This is a genomic window from Synechocystis sp. FACHB-383 (assembly GCF_014698605.1).
GTDB lineage: Bacteria > Cyanobacteriota > Cyanobacteriia > Cyanobacteriales > Microcystaceae > Synechocystis > Synechocystis salina.
On the sequence record NZ_JACJTJ010000013.1, the window covers coordinates 17,131 to 36,322 of the forward strand.

The following is a 19,192-nucleotide window of genomic DNA, read 5'->3' on the forward strand; positions in this document are numbered from 1 at the left end:
GGTCATTGGAGTCTGTCCCATCAGGCAAAGGATGGTTCGAGTTCCAATTCACAAGCTTTAACCTGCTGGCGCGACACAATCCGCATTTGGTGGGGATAGCGTGGCCGTGGATCCCCCACTAGCCAAATGGGTGGGACCATACTGGTTTCGTAACAGTCAATTTGATATAAAACCCCTGGTTCGGATTTGAGTTCTACTATTGTCCCCGGCAAATACTCAAACATTTCATCCCAGTCAATGGGGGATGTGGTATTCATCAGCGTTCCTCCATATTGCTCAAAAGGTTTTATGCCTCTCCGACTTAGGAACGGTTGGGACGAAACAGTGTTGGGTTCCAGACCCTGTGGCCATAAGGGTGACAAAATGCCAGGCAATTTCCCCAGGATTCTTGTTACCAAGCAAAGTCGAAAAGAATAAAATGAATAAATTCTGTATCGACTTTAACAAAATTGAGCAATATTGGCATAAGGCGCGGGGTTAAGTTCACAAATCGTGACATTGGCAAGTAAGGACGATGGAATGGGTCAGGCAACAACATTGACTGGCTTGGGCTTTTCTTTCCCAAAGAGGGGGATAGCGGCGATCGCCGGGATTAGTAGAAGGAAAGTTGACTTTTCTAAAAGAATTGCTCACAGATCAAGGGCAGAATTAAAGCCCTGACGAGGATTCCATTGGATAGCGCCCGGTCCGGTTACCCACAATTGACCCCGGTATTTTGCCACTGTTTGCCTCAAATCTTTGCTGACATAGGGCGCAATGGCGATCGCCGTGGGAGGTCGTAAACTATCCAGCCAACTGTAGGGAAAAAACTGGCCAACCCAGATGATGGTTTGGGGTCGCTGATCCAGCGGTAACTGCAATGGAGTTTGATCGGTTGGGGGGACTTGCAGAAAAATCCACCAGCGTTGTTGGCCAAATTCCAGTTGCAAAATTGCTGGGTTGATTTCTACCCAACTTAGATGGGGGCAAGAGGGCGGCAGCGGTTGACCGACCATGGCGGGAGTTATGGTTAATTGACAATCAACTTGGCTAATTCCTTTTTGAGCCAGGAAAGGAGCCAGTAATCTGGCCGCGGACTGATCTTCAGCTTGGGTGATAGTTGTGACCGTGCCGGGGGCCTGAGCCACAATGACAGGAAATTTTTTACTAGCAAAAATGGTCAACTCCACCCTAGTTTGCAGGGCAAAAATGAGGGGCAAAATGATTATTGCGAGCAAAAATACCGTAACCCAGCCCCAACGCCGTCGCCACCAGGGAAAGGCCCAGATCAAACCAAAAGCAGCGTAGATTATGACCACTTGTCCCAGCCCCACTTCCCCCACCGCCACCGTGGGCAATTGTTGAAATTGAGCGGCGATCGCCATTAACCAACGGGCGGGAAAAGCTAGCAACCAAGCCGAAGCGCTACCCAAGGGTGGAAAAATGAGGGCGAACAGAGCACTGATCATGCCTCCCAAGCTCAACAGGGCCAGCAAGGGCGTAATCAGAATATTCAGGGGTAAGGCAGCGGGGATAAAATAGCCAAACTGTTGCAAAAGAATGGGCGTAGTCCAAATACTGGCCGCTAGGGGCACCGCTATTACCGCGGCAATTTTTCCCGGCAAAAAGTCCAGCCGTTGTTGCAAAGCCGGCACCATCACCACAATGCCCAAAGTGGCCAAAAAACTGAGTTGAAAACCCAAAGCTTGGCTCCAGATGGGATTAACCAATAGCATCCCTGTGGCAATGAGCAACAATGCCCCCACCGTGTTTAATTTTTGGCCGCTGACTAGGGCCGCCATCACCCCCACCCAGAGCAAACTAGCTCGGATCACTGATGGTTCCAGCCCCGTTAAACCCAGGTAAAATACCAAGATAATCAACCCAACGGCGATCGCCAATTTGGAACTGACACCGGCCTTTCTGCCCAGGAGCAATACGGTGCCCACCAGCAGGGAAACTTGATAGCCAGAAGCGGCCAGGAAATGGGAAAGCCCCACCGCTTGGAAAAGATTGCGTAATTCCGTGGGCAAATTAACTGCTTTCGCTCCCAGGACAATAGAACTAATCAGCAAACCTGGCCATTTTCCTTGCCCTTGGGCTTGTAACCAGGCGGTCTGAGCGTTGACAATCCTTTGCCGTAGGGGATTGAGACCACAAAACTTTTCCCCCACCAGCGTCGCCGTTTCCCCCCTTAACCCAGCAAAAATACCCTGACGAGCCAGATATTGGGCAAAATTAAACGCCCCTGGATTCTGGGGTGCACTGGGACGGTATAACAAACCGGTGACTCGTATTTGCTGACATTGTTGCCAGGGTTTTTCCGCCATGGGTAGGGTCAGGTACACGGTGCCAGAACGGGGCCGGAATTCTTGTTCCGGTGGTCGTTGCCACTGCTCTATCTGGAGCCAAAATTGTTGTTGACCTTGGGCATTTTCCCTACCCCCCGCTGTTAAAGTGCCGATCGCCGTGATGGTCTGAAAACTTTTGGCCGGAGGATCTAGCAGACGGCTAATGTCATTCACCCCCGGCTGGGGAGTGCGCCAAAGGGCGTAATAACTGGCCAGCAAAGCAATCATGCCCGCCAGCAACCACTGCCATCTAGTCGGCCCCCGTCGCCAAACTAGGGGCATAAACATAACGGCGATCGCCGTAGCCAGAAACCACAACACCGCTAGGGCAGCCCCCTTCTGGAGATTAAACCAGTCCACATCTAGCCCTGCCCCCAATAATCCGAGCATAAAACTGAGACAAATCAGGGCCAGGGGATGGAAACGCATCAGTTTAACTCCATGTCAATTTTCCCAAAATCTTCCCGACGAGGGGAAGCAAAGGGAAACAATTTTTACAGCGGTTACGATATCTAAGGGGCACAGCAAAATCTAAGGGGCACAGCAAAACCTTTGCCGAATAAGCGTTACAACGGTTCTGTCAATATCAGGTTGATTTGGAATTTGCTGTATTGGTGGTTGGAACTTAGGAAATCGGTATCCGTACTAAAGCATAGCAGTCCGCAAAAAAAATAATCCCCTCCCGGAGAAGGGGAAGGGATGCTAATTAGCTAGAAAGATAAAGATGGGGATGCTAAACGTCTTTAAGCTCAAAGAATCAGGGATTATCCTTAATCCTCATCGTCTTCAAAATCGTCGTCGTCATCCATGTCGAAATCATCCTCATCGGTGTCGTAGGTTTCTTCAAACTCTTCGTCATCCTGACTGAGTTGAGTGCCCGCATAGGCCCGGGCCCTGGTGTCGTCTAACAAGTCGTCATCGGCTTCAACTTTTTTGGTTTTCACCTTGGATGCACTGGCTTTTTTCTTCGCCGTGGGTAATTCAATCGGCTCAATCATATAGCCTTGGATATCATCCTGGGTTTCCACCAATCCCAGAATTTCCTCGTGGCTACTGAACCCCGTACCCGCAGGAATGAGCCGACCAATAATCACGTTTTCCTTCAGGCCCCGCAGCCAATCGGATTTACCCTCGATCGCCGCTTCGGTGAGGACCCTGGTGGTCTCTTGGAAGGAAGCCGCACTAATGAAGCTATCGGTATTCAAAGAAGCTTTGGTGATACCCAACAACACGGGGGTATAGCGGGCGGGAGCACTACCGGTGATGCCCATGGCTTCGTTGACCTGTTCCACCTGGCGCAGTTCCACCAGTTCCCCTGGGAGCATAGTGGTGTCTCCTCCGTCATCAATGCGGACCTTGGCCGTCATCTGCCGGACAATTACCTCAATGTGCTTATCGGAAATATCTACCCCTTGGGATTGGTAAACCGTTTGCACTTCATTGACTAGGAATTTTTGCGCCGCTTGGAGGCCCCTAAGGGCCGCTTGGTAACAACCGTCCTTGTCCACGTAGTAACTGAAGAACACGTCCAGAATTTCGTGGGGGTTGTTGTAACCATCGGTGAGGGGGTGCCCAACATCAATGCGTTGGCCATCGGTAACCATGGCGTTTTGCCCTGGCAAGAGGGGATATTCGCTCACGGTGCCATCGTCTTCCAACACTTTGATATCGACACTTTCATCTTCGAGGTATTCCACTTGGCAGACCCCAGGGGCGCGAGCAAGGATGCAGGCCTCCTTGGGCTTCCGAGCTTCCAAAAGTTCCTCAATCCGGGGTAAACCCTGGACAATATCTCCAGTCTTGGCTCGTTCGAACACCAGCAGTACGAGGTTATCGCCCCGTTGCACCAGGTCTCCATCTTCAATGTGGAGCACTGCCCCAGGGGAAACCCGATAGGGCCGCGCCCGCCGTAGAACTAATTGATAGTTGTCTCCTTTACCGTTAATTTCCAGTACCTTACCGGACTCTTCTAGTTTGACGCCGGGCACCAATTCCTGCCCTGCCACCAACAGTTGTCCTGGTTTGACTTCCGGGGCACTGGGTAGATCCATCACTAGGCGATCGGCTTCCCGTTCCAGTAACACCCGACGGATGGATTCCTGTCCTTCCTTGATACCCCGGACAATGCCGGCTTCCTTACATTGAATTTCAGTCCGGGCCACCACCGCTCCCGGAGGAATTTGGTCGCCGTCCTGCACCAATAAACGGGTTTTGGAAGCCCCACCGAGGGGATCGGACTCCTGGTCCCGCCGCAGTACCAAGGATTCTAGAATCACCAACTGTAAACGCTGGCAATCCTCCTCCTCGTCATCCTGCAGTTCAATATCGGCGGAAAGGTGGGAAATACCTTCATTGCCACTGCCATAAATTTCCAACACCAACTGGGTGCTGAGCAGGGGAGCCCCTTCAACGGATTTCACCCGATCGCCATCTTTGTAGAACAGACGCTGAACAGAGCGCAATTCAATTTGGCGACCCCCTTCTTCATTTTGGGAACCCTGGGAGGGGGCGGCGGGCTCATCAAACACTTTGTACTCTTCCACGGGCCGGAGCAGTAAACCATTGCCTTCGGGGCTTTCAATCCACTCCGCTTGGCTGAGGGTGCTAACGGTGACACCGGGGAAAACATCCTGCCCTGGTTGGAGCAATTGGCCGGTTTCAATTTTCACCGAACCGGGGTCCACATCTTGGTAGAAGTCGCCGGGTTTGATGATAATTTCCCGCAGAATATCGTTTTTCTGCACCACTTCGACGATGCCGCTGGATTGACAGAAAATGTCTTTGACCACTTCCGTGCCTGCTTCCACATACTGGCCATCTTCCACAATTAACAGGGAAATATCCTTGTTGATTTCGTGGGTTTCTTCGGGAATCCAGAGCAGGGTGCCACCTTTGGTGACTTCGTAGCCCTGTTTGCGGCCGCCCTTGGCCACTTCCACCCCGGCGTAGCGAATCATGCCCCCGGTGGTGGTGCGGTAGCGGTCATCGATTAATTCCGCCACAATGCTATGGTTCTGCACTTTGGTACCAGGAGCGGCCTTGAGCAGGAAACGTTGTTTATCAGCGGTGTAAATTACGTACTGTTCCCGGCCACCACTGCTTTCTAGCTTTACCTGGGCTTGGTCCAGGAGCACGGAGGCGGTGATGATTTCAATTTCCCGGTTACTCACCAGGCGAACTACCCCGCCATCATTGGTGACCAGCTTGGTTTCGGCCATGATGCTGCCGACTTCCACCTGCTCGTCGTTTTTCACCACCGGTTCCGCTCCGGGCGGTAAGTTATACACTTCCCCGGAGAGAATCCACACCAGCCCCCCCCGTTGGGCAATCCGGGTGGTATTCCCCTGGCGATCGGTTTTTTCCTCTGGCACCAGGCGATCAAACAACACTTCCCCAGCCAAATCCCCGGCCACGTCCTTGGTGGCCCGCTCCGTGGAACGTTGGGTTTTGGAGAGGGAAATTTCCGTCATCAACTGGCTGGCCGTCACCGTTTGCCCGTCCTGCACAAACAGTAGGGAACCGGGGGTGAGGGAGTAGGTCTGGCTGGCGGCCTTTTTCCCTTCCCCTTTCCAGATCAAATCCCCGGCTATTTCCACCTGTTCCGCATCTTCCCCGTGGCGGGTACGGACTTTACGAGTGCTTAAACCCTTGCCCCATTTAACTGTGCCGTTTTCGGGAGCCTTTTCTTGGCGGGCCACTTCCCCGGTGAATACCCCCCCAGTGTGGAAAGTCCGCATGGTCAACTGGGTACCAGGTTCCCCAATGGATTGGGCGGCAATAATCCCCACCGCTTCCCCTAAGTCAACTTTGTGACCATGGGCCAGGCTCCAGCCATAGCAGTTTTGGCACACAGACCGGGCCGCTTCACAGGTCAACGGCGATCGGACGTAAACTTCATCGGTGACAGCGGCGATGCGGTTAGCTAACGCTTCATCAATTTCCTGGTTACGCTCTGCAATGACATTCCCTTCGCCATCCACCACATCCTTAGCCAACAAACGACCAAACAGGCGATCGGCCAAGCTAATTTTGACTTGGTCCCCATCGGTCATAGCTGTGACCCGCAGACTGCGCTCGGTGCCACAGTCCTGTTCCCGCACAATTACGTCCTGGGATACGTCCACCAAACGCCGGGTGAGATAGCCAGAGTCCGCCGTCCGGAGAGCCGTGTCCACCAGACCTTTACGGGCACCGTAGGAAGAAATTACATACTCAGTAACGGTCAGCCCCTCCCGGAAATTGGTCTTAATGGGCAAGTCAATAATTTCCCCCTGGGGATCGGCCATCAAACCCCGCATTCCCACCAACTGACGCACCTGGCTCATGTTCCCCCGGGCACCGGAGAAAGCCATCATGTACACGGAGTTGAGAGGGTCGGTTTTACGGAAGTTAACCACCACCTGGTCTTTCAATTCTTCTGAAGTACTGTTCCAAGTATCAATTACTTTTTGGAACCGTTCCACTTCGGTGATTTCTCCCCGGGCATAGCGTTCCTCCGTGGTGCGAATTTCCTTTTCCGCCGCCTCCAACATCTGTTTTTTCTCTGGAGGAATTGTCAGATCATCTACACTAATAGAAACCCCCGCTTTGGTGGCAAAACGAAACCCTAGTTCCTTCAGTTCATCGGCCAACTGGGAACAGCGAGCAGAACCGTAACGACGGTAGGCAAGGGCAATGAGTTTTTTCAGGCGGCCTTTGTCGATGGTGTAGTTATAGAAGGTCATTTTTTCAGTTACTCAGTTATCAGGGAGCAGTTAGCAGTTAGCAGATATCAGGAAGCAGGTATCAGGAAGCAGTTGGCAGTTAGCAGGGGGTAAGACACTGTTCACTGTTTCCTGTGCTCCGATCGCCGTTTTAGACTTCTTCTTCTTCCAAATCCTCTTCGGTGTGGAGGGACTCGTAGGTGGGGCGATTGGGGGCCCGACGCTGGCTGTCGATCATTAAGTCCACCTCTGCGTCAGCGCTTTCACCATCTTCAGACAGTTGTACCTTGTGGGCAGCAATGTCCAAGCCGAGGGATTGCAGTTCCCGCATTAATACCTTGAAGGATTCTGGTGTACCGGGGCGGGGAATACTCTTACCTTTAACAATGGCGTTGAGGGCTTCATTGCGGCCTTGCATATCATCCGATTTAACGGTGAGTAGTTCCTGCAAAATGTAGGCAGCGCCATAGGCTTCCAGGGCCCACACTTCCATTTCTCCGAACCGTTGTCCCCCCTGCTGAGCTTTACCCCCCAAAGGCTGTTGGGTAACCAAAGAGTAGGGCCCAGTGGAACGGGCGTGGATTTTATCGTCTACTAAATGCACCAGTTTGAGCATATAGGCTTGGCCCACCGTAATGGGACGGTCAAAGGGCTCTCCGGTACGACCATCGAACACTTGAATTTTGCCGGGATGGTCTTGGTTAAAGACCCAGTCTTTGTTGGGGCGTTGGGACGCTTCTTCCAACAGGCCATGGACCGTATCCCGAGATGCTTCTTCCCCATACATTTCGTCAAAGGGGGTAATTTTGAAGCGTACACCAAGGTTTTCCCCGGCCCATCCCAGCATGCATTCAAATACCTGGCCTACGTTCATCCGGGAAGGAACCCCCAGGGGATTAAGGGCAATGTCGATGGGACGACCATCCGGGAGGTAAGGCATATCCTCAATGGGCAAAATGCGGGAAATAATCCCCTTATTGCCGTGGCGACCGGCCATTTTGTCCCCCACTTGGATTTTTCGTTTTTGGGCAACGTAAATCCGCACCACCATATTGGCACCGGGGGGCAATTCGTCCCCTTTCTCCCTGGTGAACACCCGCACATCCACTACCCGTCCTTTTTCGCCGTTGGGTACCCGCAGGGAGTTATCCCGCACATCCCGGGCTTTTTCACCAAAAATGGCCCGCAGTAGTTTTTCTTCTGGAGGTTGGTCTGCTTCCCCTTTGGGCGTGACTTTACCCACCAAGATGTCGCCGGATTCCACCCAGGCACCGATGCGGATAATGCCATGCTCATCAAGGTTGCGGAGGGCATCTTCCCCCACGTTGGGTATTTCCCTGGTAATCTCCTCTGGGCCTAGTTTGGTTTGGCGGGCTTCAATTTCAAATTTTTCGATGTGAATACTGGTGTAAACATCGTCATAGACCAGTCGTTCACTGATCAGAATGGCGTCCTCGTAGTTGTAACCTTCCCAGGGCATATAGGCGACGAGAATGTTTTGTCCCAGGGCCAATTCTCCCCCTTCCGTGGCGGAACCGTCCGCTAACACTTGCCCGGGCACCACATCTTCTCCGGCATAGACCAGAGGACGTTGGTTCAAGCAGGTGTCCTGGTTGGACCGTTGGTATTTTTGGATCGGGTAGACAATTTCGTCCCCTTTCTCAGCGGGGTTATCGGGGGAGTGGGGCTGTACACGGATTTCCGTCGCATCCACATAGGTGACAATGCCATGGGTGCGGGAAACAATCACCATGCCGGAGTCCCGCGCAGCCTGGGCTTCCAAGCCTGTCCCCACCAAGGGCCGTTCAGGACGTAACAGGGGTACTGCTTGCCGTTGCATGTTGGACCCCATTAGGGCCCGGTTAGCATCGTCGTGCTCCAGGAAAGGAATCATGGAGGTGGCAACGGAAATAATTTGCACCGGGGAGACGGCCACGTAGTCCACTTGTTCTGGACTGGTGGTGGAAAATTCCTGGCGGTAGCGAATGGGTACGGATTCGCCAATGATGTTGCCCTCTTCGTCCGTGGGAATGTCTCCGGGGGCCACCCGCATGTCATCTTCTTCGTCGGCGGTGAGGTAAACGGGGTCTAAATCTTTCCTGACCCGACCACTCTCCACCCGAAAATAGGGGGTTTCGATGAAACCATAATCATTGACCCGGGCGCAGGTGGCGAGGGAACCAATCAAGCCGGCGTTGGGACCTTCCGGAGTTTCCACTGGACAAATACGACCATGGTGGGAAGGGTGAATATCCCGCACGGCAAACCCGGCCCGCTCCCTGGTTAGGCCTCCAGGGCCCAAGGCGGAAATCCGGCGCTTGTGGGTCAACTCCGCCAGGGGATTAGTTTGGTCCATGAACTGGGAGAGTTGGGAGGAACCAAAAAATTCTTTGATGGCCGCCACTAGGGGTTTGGGGTTCACCAGGGAAGCGGGGGTGAGGGCATCGGATTCGCTGACGGTCATGCGCTCCCGAATAATACGCTCTAGGCGATTTAAGCCCACCCGGATTTGGTTTTGCAGCAACTCTCCAACGGAGCGTACTCGACGATTACCCAAGTGGTCGATGTCGTCGGTGGTGCCAACGTCAAATTCCAGGTTAATGAGATAGTTGATGGCGGCGAGGATATCTTGGGGGGTGAGCACCCGGGTGGTGTCCGCCTCATTGAGCCGGAGTTTTTTGTTGAGTTTGTAGCGCCCTACTCGGCCCAGGTCATACCGTTTGGGGTCGAAGAAGCGGGACTCCAATAACTGCTGACCACCACTGACGGTGGGGGGTTCACCGGGGCGGAGTTTTTTGTAGAGTTCCACCAGGGCTTCTTCTTCGGTGGGATTACCTTCTTTGTCGAGGGTTTTTTGGAAAAATTCTGGGTGGCTGAGGGAGTCGAGAATTTCGTTATCGCTCAGACCGATCGCCTTTAGTAGGACTTGGGCGGAAAGCTTGCGGGTTTTGTCAATGCGGACATAGACCAAGCCGTTTTTGTCGGTTTCAAATTTGAGCCAGGCCCCCCGGTTGGGAATCAGGGAAGCGGAATAGGTACGGCGACCGTTTTTATCCAGTTCCTTTTTGTAGTAAACCCCAGGCGAGCGCACAATTTGGTTAACGATGACCCGCTCGGCACCGTTAATGATGAAGGTACCCCGTTCCGTCATCAGGGGCAGATCGCCGATGAAGACTTCTTGCTCCTTAATTTCCCCGGTTTCCTTGTTGATCAGACGGGTGGGCACATACATCTGCACCGAGTAACTGGCATCCCGTCGCTTGGATTCATCAACGTCGTACTTGGGCTGTTTGAGCTTGTAGTCTTTGCCCAAAAAGTGGAGTTCTAGCTTGCCCGTGTAGTCAGAAATCGGTGAAAAACTATTCAATTCCTCGATTAAACCTTCCTCCAAAAACCAGTGGAAACTAGCGTGTTGGATTTCGATTAAATCGGGCAACATCGTGGTGGCAAGGTTAGTCATGGTGGCTCAGAAGTCTCCGGAAAATTGCGGTGGTTGGGGTCAGGGACGGCCGGGGGGAGGTTACCGGGGGGGCGATGCCCTCAGATTAGGCCGGCACCGGTAGTTTAAAGAGGTTGCGGGCATTGGCGGTGGTTTGTTGGGCAAGGGTTTCTGGGGGGACATGGCGTAGGGCGGCGATCGCCTCGGCCACATGGCGGACAAAGGCTGGTTCATTGCGTTTACCCCGTTGGGGCACCGGCGCCAAAAAAGGACAATCGGTTTCCACCAACAGGCGATCGGGGGGGACCATTTGGGCACTGGCTTGGATAGCTTCTGCTTTTTTGAAAGTCACCGTACCACTGAAACTGATGTAAAAACCCAGGTCCAAAAACCATTGGGTCTCCTCAGGACTACCGCCCCAGCAGTGCATTACTCCGGTCACAGGGCCTTGTTCTTGTTGAAATTTCGTCAACACTTGGCGCATGGTGTCCGCAGCATCCCGGCAATGGATAATCACCGGCTTATTCAATTCCCTGGCGATCGCCAACTGGGCCCGGAAAACTTCAATTTGATGGTCACGGTTATCGGCCTTGAAAAAATCCAAACCCATTTCACCAATGGCCACCACCCGGCTATCCGCCTTGGCATAGGCAAAAATTTGCCCAGCAGTATTAGTTTGCCAATCCTGGGCGTCCAAGGGATGGAGCCCCACGGCAAAAAATAGTTCAGGAAAACGATCAGCCAGGGCTTGGATCTGGTCAAATTCCTGGGGCTTCACACAGGAATGAACCAATTGCACCACCCCCGCTTGCTGCCAACGACGCTGTAACTGGTCTAAATCCGCCGCAAAAACATCAAAGTTAATGTGGACATGGGTATCAACTAGATGCATAGTTCCCCTAATGCCGTGGGCGATCGTCCAAGTAACCAAAAACCAGAGGCTGTCCCCAGCGAGAATACCGGTTGGTCAATACAATCGGCCAAAACTACCCGCAATTACCAACTTCCCCAGGGGGAAGGACGGTGCCTAGGCAGCCGGCAGGGCGCTTTGGAGGGCCTTGGCTAGGCGAGCCTTTTTGCGGGCTGCATTGTTCTTGTGGATTACCTTGCATTTCACCGCCTTATCAATTTTGCTGAAAGCGGCGGACATACTGGTGTTGATCGTATCAAGATTGTCAGGATTGGGGTCATTGGTGTAGGCCTCCACCGATTGAAAGGTTTTTTTCATCAGGGTTTTGATGGCCGACTTATAGCTTTTGTTCTGGAGTCGGTTGCGTTCAGCAATTTCGATGCGCTTCAGGGCGGACTTAATATTAGCCACGGTTGCTCTCTAAGGTACGTAACTGTAAAAAGGGTGGGTTCACAAAGATCAGAATTGTCATTCTAACAGTTTGGGGACACCACGACAATGGTTGCCTAACTGTACCAGAGGGGTAAATCCACCTCAAAGCGACTACCTTGGCCTAATTGGCTGGTTACAGTGATGGCACCACCGTGGAGTTCGGCACATTTTTTCACAATGGGCAGCCCCAGGCCGGTTCCAGGGACGGATCCAACATTGGTGCCCCGGTAAAAACTATCAAATAAATTGGGTATTTCTTCAGGGGCAATGCCAATACCGTAGTCCTGGACAGAAAAAACGCCATCGTCCCCCCGCCGTTGGAGATGGAATTCCACCTGGTGGCCGTGGGGAGAGTATTTGATCGCATTACCAAGGAGATTGGTCAAAATTTGCCTTAACAATTTGGGGTCAAAGGCGACGGTTTCCCCAGCCCCAAGGCCATCATAGCTGAATAACAGGCAATGGTATTCCGTACTGCCCTGGAGTTCATCGGTGATGCCCTGACAAAAGCCGACTAAATCTAGGAGTTGGGGCTCAAATGGCAGATACTTAGTTTCCGCCCGGTTAATGGTGAGCACGTCGTCCAGTAGTTCTACCATATGATGAACACTTTCCTGGATGCGTTCCAGGTGTTGGCCGCGCCTTTGCCCATCCAATTTTGACCAATATTTTTTCAAGATGCCAGTGGAGGAACTGATAATTGCCAAAGGAGTACGAAATTCATGGGACGTGGTGGAAATAAACCGGGAACGCAATTCCCCCAATTCCTTTTCCGTTTCCAGGGCAGCCAAAATACGCTTTTCAGCATTTTTGATATGGGTGATGTCGTGGACGATCGCCACCAGGTTGGCCGGATGTTGGCCGTTGCCATCCTGGAGGAGAAACACGGAGGCGGTGACGGGAATTTCGGCAGCAGTTTGGTAATGTTGCAGACTGAATTCCCCCTCCCAAGCGCCGGCACGGAATACCTGGGGAATGATTTCTGTTTGCCAAAAATTGAGGTACTCGGGACTCACGTATTCGCTTAGATAGGTGCTTTGGGCAGCTTCCAAGTTTTCTAGGCCCATTAGTGATTGCCCTGCTTGGTTGAGGAAGGTCACCCTTTGCTCTAGGTCGGTAATGACAATGAGCTCGGTGCTATTTTTGACCACAAAATCCAGGTTTTGTCGCTCTATTTCAATTTGCTTTTGTCGCCGTAGGTCGGTGATTACCCCCACTAAGCCGTCCACGTTCCCCTGGTTATCCCTCAGGGCGGTGATGGAGATGTACACCGGTAGGCGATCGCCAGTTTTGGTGATGTAGGTCCATTCCCTTTCATAAACGCCCCATTGAATGGCGGGAATGGCAAACATGTCGATGGAATTGGGCAGGAGGGTTTGCCCTAGCTGTTGGGAAAGCTGGGCGGCTTGGCTGGCCATTTCTTCCGGATCATGGAAAATGAGGGGGGTTTGTTGGCCAATCAGTTCCGCCGCTGTGTAGCCCAAAATCTCCTCCGCAGTGCGATTAAAAGTACTGATCAAGCCCTCGCCGTCGGTGGAGATAATCATGTAGTTGGCCACATCAAAAATGCCTTTTTGCAGTTGGTTGACTGCCAACAGTTTTTGTTCGGCCCTTTGTCTTTCCGATAGCTCCTCTTGCAGGCGTTCGTACAGTAGTGATTGTTGAATGGCGATCGCCAATTGGTTACCGAGGCTTTGCATTAATTGGATTTCTGCCGTTTGCCAAGTGCGGGTAGTGGAGCACTGGTGCACAATTAGTAATCCCCAAAGACTATGGTCAAAAACAATGGGGGCTACCATTCTGGATTGGGACTCCGCCACGGTGAAACATTGCACGGCACAATTACTGGCACACTCCGGTAATTGATCGTGGGAAGCATAAATGTAACCGTTGAGGTATCGTTGGTAGCATTCCTCCGGGAAGCTTGCGGGACTGAGGTCCATTTGCATCACCGAAGGTTGCCCATTGACCACCGATTCGGCGATCGTGATGCCCAGACCATCTTCTTGGATGTGGTAAATTAACACCCGGTCAGCGTGGATGGTGCGACGCACTTCCGTCACAGTGGTGCGCAAAATCGTTTCTAGCTTGAGGGACTGCCGAATTCTCTGGCTGATGGAAGATAACAGTTTTTCCTGTTGGGCCTGGTTACGGAGGGCCTTTTCCGCCTCTTTCAAATCATCGATGTCCGTACTGCTGGCCAGCCAACCATTGATACTGCCAAAGCGGTCCTGGAGGGGCAATACCTGCAACAGGTGCCAACGGTACTGACCATCATTTCTCCACAGGCGACATTCCAACTGAAAGAATTGCTGGGCGGCGATGCCTTGACCCCACTGCCTTTGCACCGTTTCCCGTTCCCCCGGCTCAATAAACTGCTGCCAAGTGTTACCCAAAATTTTTCGACCCCGGCGACTAAAATAAGCCAAGGTCCGTTGATTACACTCCCACACCTCTCCAGTGGAAGAAAGTCGCCAAACCAGATTGGGCAAGGCCTCCAACAAAGTGCGGTGAATTTGTTCGCTGTCCCGCAGTTTCCTCAGCACCCGTTGGCGATCGGTCACATCCCGCACCGTTACCAAGCGGCAATCTTCCCCCTGCCAATGGATGGGCACAGCCTTAATTTCCCCCACCCCTTCCTCTTCCGGGGAAACATTAATGCCAATTTCCGTTTGTCCTTGGTTGGACAGCCCCAGTTGGGATTGTAAAAACTCCTCCTCGCTGAGGCCAAACATCTGGCAAGCCATGGGATTGGCGTAGATTACCTTGTCACGGTTATTTAAAATGATAATGCCATCGGCAATGGTATTCACCAAGGTTTGCAATTGTTGTTCCTTGGTATGGAGTGCCGCTTCTGCCCGTTTGCCTTGGCTAACGTCTTGGGCCAAGCAGAGGATTTTGCTCGTTTGACCGCCCCCATCAATTTCAAAGGCGGAAATTTCCACCGTGAAGTAGTGTACCGATCGCCGGGCATCGGTAAATTCAAAGCTAAATTCCTTTTTCTCGTGGGCTTCGAGTGCCACCAATTCTTGCCGCGAAAAGTAACCAGGGGGGAGTAAGAGATCCCGCCAGGGGCCGGCATCAACCATGGGGTTGGGAATTGATGCTCCAGCGGACTCCCCGTTTACCAATGTGGAGGGGATATTGAGATAGACGATTTCATTTTTGATCAGATCGTAGAGGTAAATAAGATTGGGGTTATGGCTGAGTAGTTTCTGGATTAAATGCTGGTTACGTTGTTGCTGTTGCTGTTGCCAAACGATGCGGGCTTCCAAATGCTGGACAATGCGGGGCATTTCCATTTCCCGTTGCAGAGCCTCCAGTAAAACGTCCGGTTGGAGAGTGGCAAGCCATTGCTGGGGTCCTACCCAACCAACAAAAGCACCACTGATATCGGTGACGATCACATAATCATCATTCTGCCGGCGGAGTAGCTCCCTGGCATGGCAATAGGTTTGGTTAATGGTACAGAGGGGAAAAGTGGGGCTGAGGTCTGGGCCGATGGGATTATCCAAACCGAGAGAGCCATAGTTGGGGCTCCTAAAATAATGGCTGAGACTGATATTCCCCAAGGGAATGCGGGTGGTGGCGGTGGGTAGTAGAGGGGAGGAATAGACCACCGGCAAGCCAGAAATTTGCTGCTCGAAACAATGGCGGACCAATTGCCCCAAAGTGGTTTCTGGCCCTAGGCAAAGGGGAGGAGAGGCCGTCACCTGGAGGGGAAGACTTTGCCACAATTGACAAAGATTTACTGAGCGGATGAGATTGCCAACGCTCAACAAGCCCCAGGTTTGATGTTGTCGATCCACCACGGGGATGACGTCCCAGCCGTGGCCCCAGGTGGCAAAAATCTGCATCACTTCCCCCAGACTAGGTAACTTTGCCAAGTCCAGTCGCAGGGAGCATGGTAAGCAGATTTCCGCCAAGGCGATCGCCGGGGAAAAATGTTCAGTCCAAAGGGCGGCGGCCAATTGCCAGTCCGGTAATAAACCCAACAGTTGACCATGGCTATCTAGCACCAAAGTCCAGGGGGGAAAAGCCTTGGTCTCTACCTCAGGCTCCCAGGGGTGTTGGCCATGGTGGTAGTGCCAACGGTTCAGGGCTTCCGCCGCACTCAACTCCCCCGGCAAACAAAGACAGGACCATTGAATGGCCCTGGCAATGGTCTCCCTGGGAGTGACGGCAAAATTCATGGTTCTGGCAGAGCTTCTAGGGTAAGTTCATAGCGATAGAGGGCAATGGGGTGGTGGCCGGCGGCGAAGTAATCGGGGTCAGTGGGGGACAAATAAACCGCGGTGACTTGGCTGGCGCTAATTTTGCCCGGGCCTAGGTGGTAGTAGGCGGTGGTGGTTTCCACTTGGTTGAGGTACTGGGTGCCACCGGCAATAAATTGTTGATTGGTTAATTCCGTGGCGAGGAAGTGGTCTGGGTCGGGGCTGCTTTGGCTATAACCAAGGACGGTGGAGACCAGTCGTTGATGTTGGGGAAAAACGGTGACTAGGCGGGGACTGGGTTGTTCTTTAACCTGGACAGTAATATGTATATCTTCTCCATCCTTACCCAAATAGGCCTGGGTGATGGCTTCGGCATTAAAACGGCGATCGGGCACAATAACTGGGGTGTTGTTGACCAAATCCGACAGGGCCCAGTTAAATTCTGGCAGGGGAGTTTGGTCAATGAATCTGACTGGAAATTTAATTGGTTGTTCCAGGTAGGCCCCATTCTTAGCAAAGCCAGGACTAACGATGTCCGGGGCCAGGGGGGCTAATTGTTCGGTAAGGGTGCTGGTGACCTGCCAAGTGCCGGCAAACCATTCCGGATAACGAATTTCTCCTTTTCTCTGTTCCAGGATGGGCAAATTAGACCACTGGGGATAGGCATCCCATCGATCGGGGAGTGATTCCGCCCCAGCAGGGGCCCTGGCGGCCACTAGCCAGAGTAAATTGCACAAAAATAGCACTGTTAAGCGGACGAAAAATCTAGACAAAAATTTACCAAAACCGATATTGGGTAAGGGTTTGGACCGATCGCCGTGGCCGCCAATGCCCTTTGGATCCGATTATAGTCTTTCCCCTAGGAACTAGGAACCGAAGCGCTTTTGCAGAGCCAATAGGGCTCGGGACGGTTCTTTGGCGCGTAAACGGGGGGATTGGCGGGCTTGCATTTGGTTCCAGGCAAAGGGCCCTTCCTGGGCGGCGGATAGCCACAGTAAACGCTTGGCCCTGGTCATGGCTACGTAGAGCAATCGGTATTCCTCTGCTTCCTTGAGGCGGCGGGCTTCTTGCCAAGCAGTGGCGGTGACCGGCAAGGCGATCGCCCCGGCTTTTTGTTGTTGACGATGGTGTACCACGGTGCGAATTTGGGCCCGGGCCACCTCCGCTAGGGTAAACTGGCCCAAAAATTGTCCTCCTTTGGGTACCCATAGATCACCGGGGAGGGTGTCCTGGTGCAAAAAGGGCAAAAAGACATAGTCCCAATCCAATCCCTTCGCTTTATGCATGGTGATGATGGTGATTTGTCCTGGTCTGGTGTACTTTTCGTCACTGTCGCTGGCGATCGCCTCAAATTGTTCGTCGTTGGCAATGGTGTGGAGGGCGCTGAGCAAATTTTTTAACGATCGTTCCGGCTGGGTTTGTACCTGTAAACGTTCCGACAACTTTTGTAGGGTGGCTAAATCTGAGCTGTCATAGTTGAGGGCCAGACCCAAAAAAGCAATCAATTGATAGGCCGGCAGTTCCAGGCGGGCTTTGAGCAAACTACGACAGAGGCCCTGGGCAGAAACCGCCAAGGAGGATAGGGGCGACATTAGGGGGGTGGGGTAGAGAAATTGTTCTGGCACGGCGGCCAAGGCGTTTAAATCCTGGGTGGGAATTAGTTGCCGCTCCTGCAACACCGTCAATGTGGCTTTGAGTAGATCGGGGGAATGGGGACGGTCAATGAATTGTAAGAGACTCAGGATTTCCCCTGGGATGCGGGAGTTACGGTCTTGGTCCCCCACGTCCAAAACCTTCAGACCACCATCTTTTTCCACATCCTTCAGGCGATCGGCCACGAACCTGCCCTGGCGATTTTCCCGTACCAAGATGGCCGCATTATGGTGGGGATTAGCCAACAACAGAGGTACTAGCCGACGGCGAATTTGTTCCACTTCCTGGTTAATATCCTGGGGAAAATGAATTTCCACCCCCCCATCGGTGGCCGGAGGATTGGGTTGGGGGTCCCCCGGTTCCACTGGACGAATGGCTTGGGGACGGAAAGGTAAAGTGGTATTCGCCTTGGGGCCACTAAACCGAGTTTGCCAATCTTGGTTAACCCATTCCAGTAAAAAGTTAGCCGCCGCAATCACCTGCAAGTTACTACGCCCGGCCTGGTCCATGGTGGCAAAACTGCCTAGGGCCTGGCACCGCCGGCAAAATTGATTGAAATATACGGGGTCAGCGGGGGTAAAGCTGGAGTTAATGGCTTGGTTGGGGTCTCCCACTCGGATTAAACGGATGGTGCCGTTGGCGTTTTGGGCCAATTTGGTCAACAATTTTTCCTGGAGAGGGCTGGAGTCCTGGGCTTCATCTTCAAAAACGCCAAAAAATTGTTCCTGCCACTGGCGGCAAAGGTGGGGGTCTTGTAGCACCCGCAGGGCGGCCAAAATCATATCGTTATAGTCGATCCAATTCTTCGCTGCCATCAGGGCTTGGTAATGTTTAAACAAACCAGCTCCCATGGACAGGAGTTCACTACCGGGGGCAATGCGACCCATATCCGTCACATCCTGGGGAGAAAGGCCAGAACTTTTTGCTTCTGCCACCACAATTTTGGTCAATTCGGGTAAAACTTCCGTGCTCAGTACCGCCTGCCGCCGCAGAGTTTCCGTGGTTTCCCCGTCAAAATTTCCCGCTTCCACCAGGGCTTGGTAGGTTTTAGGGTTTTCCCGTCGCCATTGTTCCACCGCATCTTTGATCAAGCGATGGCCCCGTTGGGGAGAGACTAGAGTCTGTTGTTCTGGGTCTAGCCCCGATATTTCCGGATGGCGGAGGGCAATGCTGAGGGCTAAACCATGGAGGGTCTGCACCGCAAACCCCAAGCTAGGCAAGCCCAGGGCCTGTAAACGCTGGTTAACTTTTCCTTTGATGGCTGCCGCCGCTGAACGGGTATAGGTAACAATCAGTAATTTTTCTTGGTTATGTAAACCATGGTGGGCAATGGCGATCGCCGCCGCTACAGAAAGACTATGGGATTTGCCGGCCCCGGGCACGGCGGAAACGGCCATTTCTCCCCCCTGCCAATCCGCCAAGGGTCGTTGACTACTGCGTAAACTTTGGCGTAGTTGCTCTAGGTTTAGGGAAGTTTGATGCATGGCGATCGCCGTTGGGTCAGAAGTCGA

The 19,192-nt window shown here is 52.8% G+C and carries 10 protein-coding genes; all 10 read right to left on the bottom strand.

Annotation, left to right across the window (positions count from 1 at the left end):
- Nucleotides 1–20: 20 nt before the first annotated feature.
- Nucleotides 21–257, bottom strand: a complete 237-nt coding sequence (locus H6G45_RS02370) for a hypothetical protein (protein WP_190596236.1) — start codon at nucleotides 255–257, stop codon at nucleotides 21–23.
- A gap of 226 nt (nucleotides 258–483) precedes the next feature.
- Nucleotides 484–633 carry a hypothetical protein gene (locus H6G45_RS02375; protein WP_190596237.1) on the bottom strand — a complete coding sequence of 50 codons (150 nt, stop codon included), beginning with the start codon at nucleotides 631–633 and terminating at the stop codon, nucleotides 484–486.
- Complete coding sequence (locus H6G45_RS02380) at nucleotides 630–2,759, bottom strand: ComEC/Rec2 family competence protein (protein WP_190596239.1); 2,130 nt, start codon at nucleotides 2,757–2,759, stop codon at nucleotides 630–632. The genes H6G45_RS02375 and H6G45_RS02380 overlap by 4 nt, the downstream gene beginning before the upstream one ends.
- Nucleotides 2,760–3,100: 341 nt before the next feature.
- Nucleotides 3,101–7,054, bottom strand: coding sequence for a DNA-directed RNA polymerase subunit beta'' (locus tag H6G45_RS02385; protein ID WP_190596242.1), 3,954 nt, complete (start codon nucleotides 7,052–7,054; stop codon nucleotides 3,101–3,103).
- Between the two features lie 130 nt (nucleotides 7,055–7,184).
- Nucleotides 7,185–10,493: a DNA-directed RNA polymerase subunit beta gene (rpoB, locus tag H6G45_RS02390; protein ID WP_190596244.1), complete on the bottom strand. Its 3,309-nt coding sequence runs from the start codon at nucleotides 10,491–10,493 to the stop codon at nucleotides 7,185–7,187.
- 85 nt (nucleotides 10,494–10,578) lie between these two features.
- Nucleotides 10,579–11,364, bottom strand: a complete 786-nt coding sequence (locus tag H6G45_RS02395) for a TatD family hydrolase (RefSeq protein ID WP_190596246.1) — start codon at nucleotides 11,362–11,364, stop codon at nucleotides 10,579–10,581.
- Between the two features lie 135 nt (nucleotides 11,365–11,499).
- Nucleotides 11,500–11,793 carry a 30S ribosomal protein S20 gene (rpsT, locus tag H6G45_RS02400; RefSeq protein WP_190596249.1) on the bottom strand — a complete coding sequence of 98 codons (294 nt, stop codon included), beginning with the start codon at nucleotides 11,791–11,793 and terminating at the stop codon, nucleotides 11,500–11,502.
- 95 nt (nucleotides 11,794–11,888) lie between these two features.
- The gene (locus H6G45_RS02405) at nucleotides 11,889–16,007 is read right to left on the bottom strand and encodes a PAS domain S-box protein (RefSeq protein ID WP_190596251.1); all 4,119 of its coding nucleotides are present in this window, start codon (nucleotides 16,005–16,007) and stop codon (nucleotides 11,889–11,891) included.
- Nucleotides 16,004–16,801, bottom strand: coding sequence for a DUF6816 family protein (locus H6G45_RS02410; RefSeq protein WP_199309538.1), 798 nt, complete (start codon nucleotides 16,799–16,801; stop codon nucleotides 16,004–16,006). Before H6G45_RS02410 ends, H6G45_RS02405 begins: the two co-directional genes overlap by 4 nt.
- A gap of 93 nt (nucleotides 16,802–16,894) precedes the next feature.
- On the bottom strand, nucleotides 16,895–19,165 hold the full coding sequence (locus H6G45_RS02415; RefSeq protein ID WP_190596253.1) for an ATP-dependent helicase: 2,271 nt from the start codon (nucleotides 19,163–19,165) through the stop codon (nucleotides 16,895–16,897).
- Nucleotides 19,166–19,192: the final 27 nt, after the last annotated feature.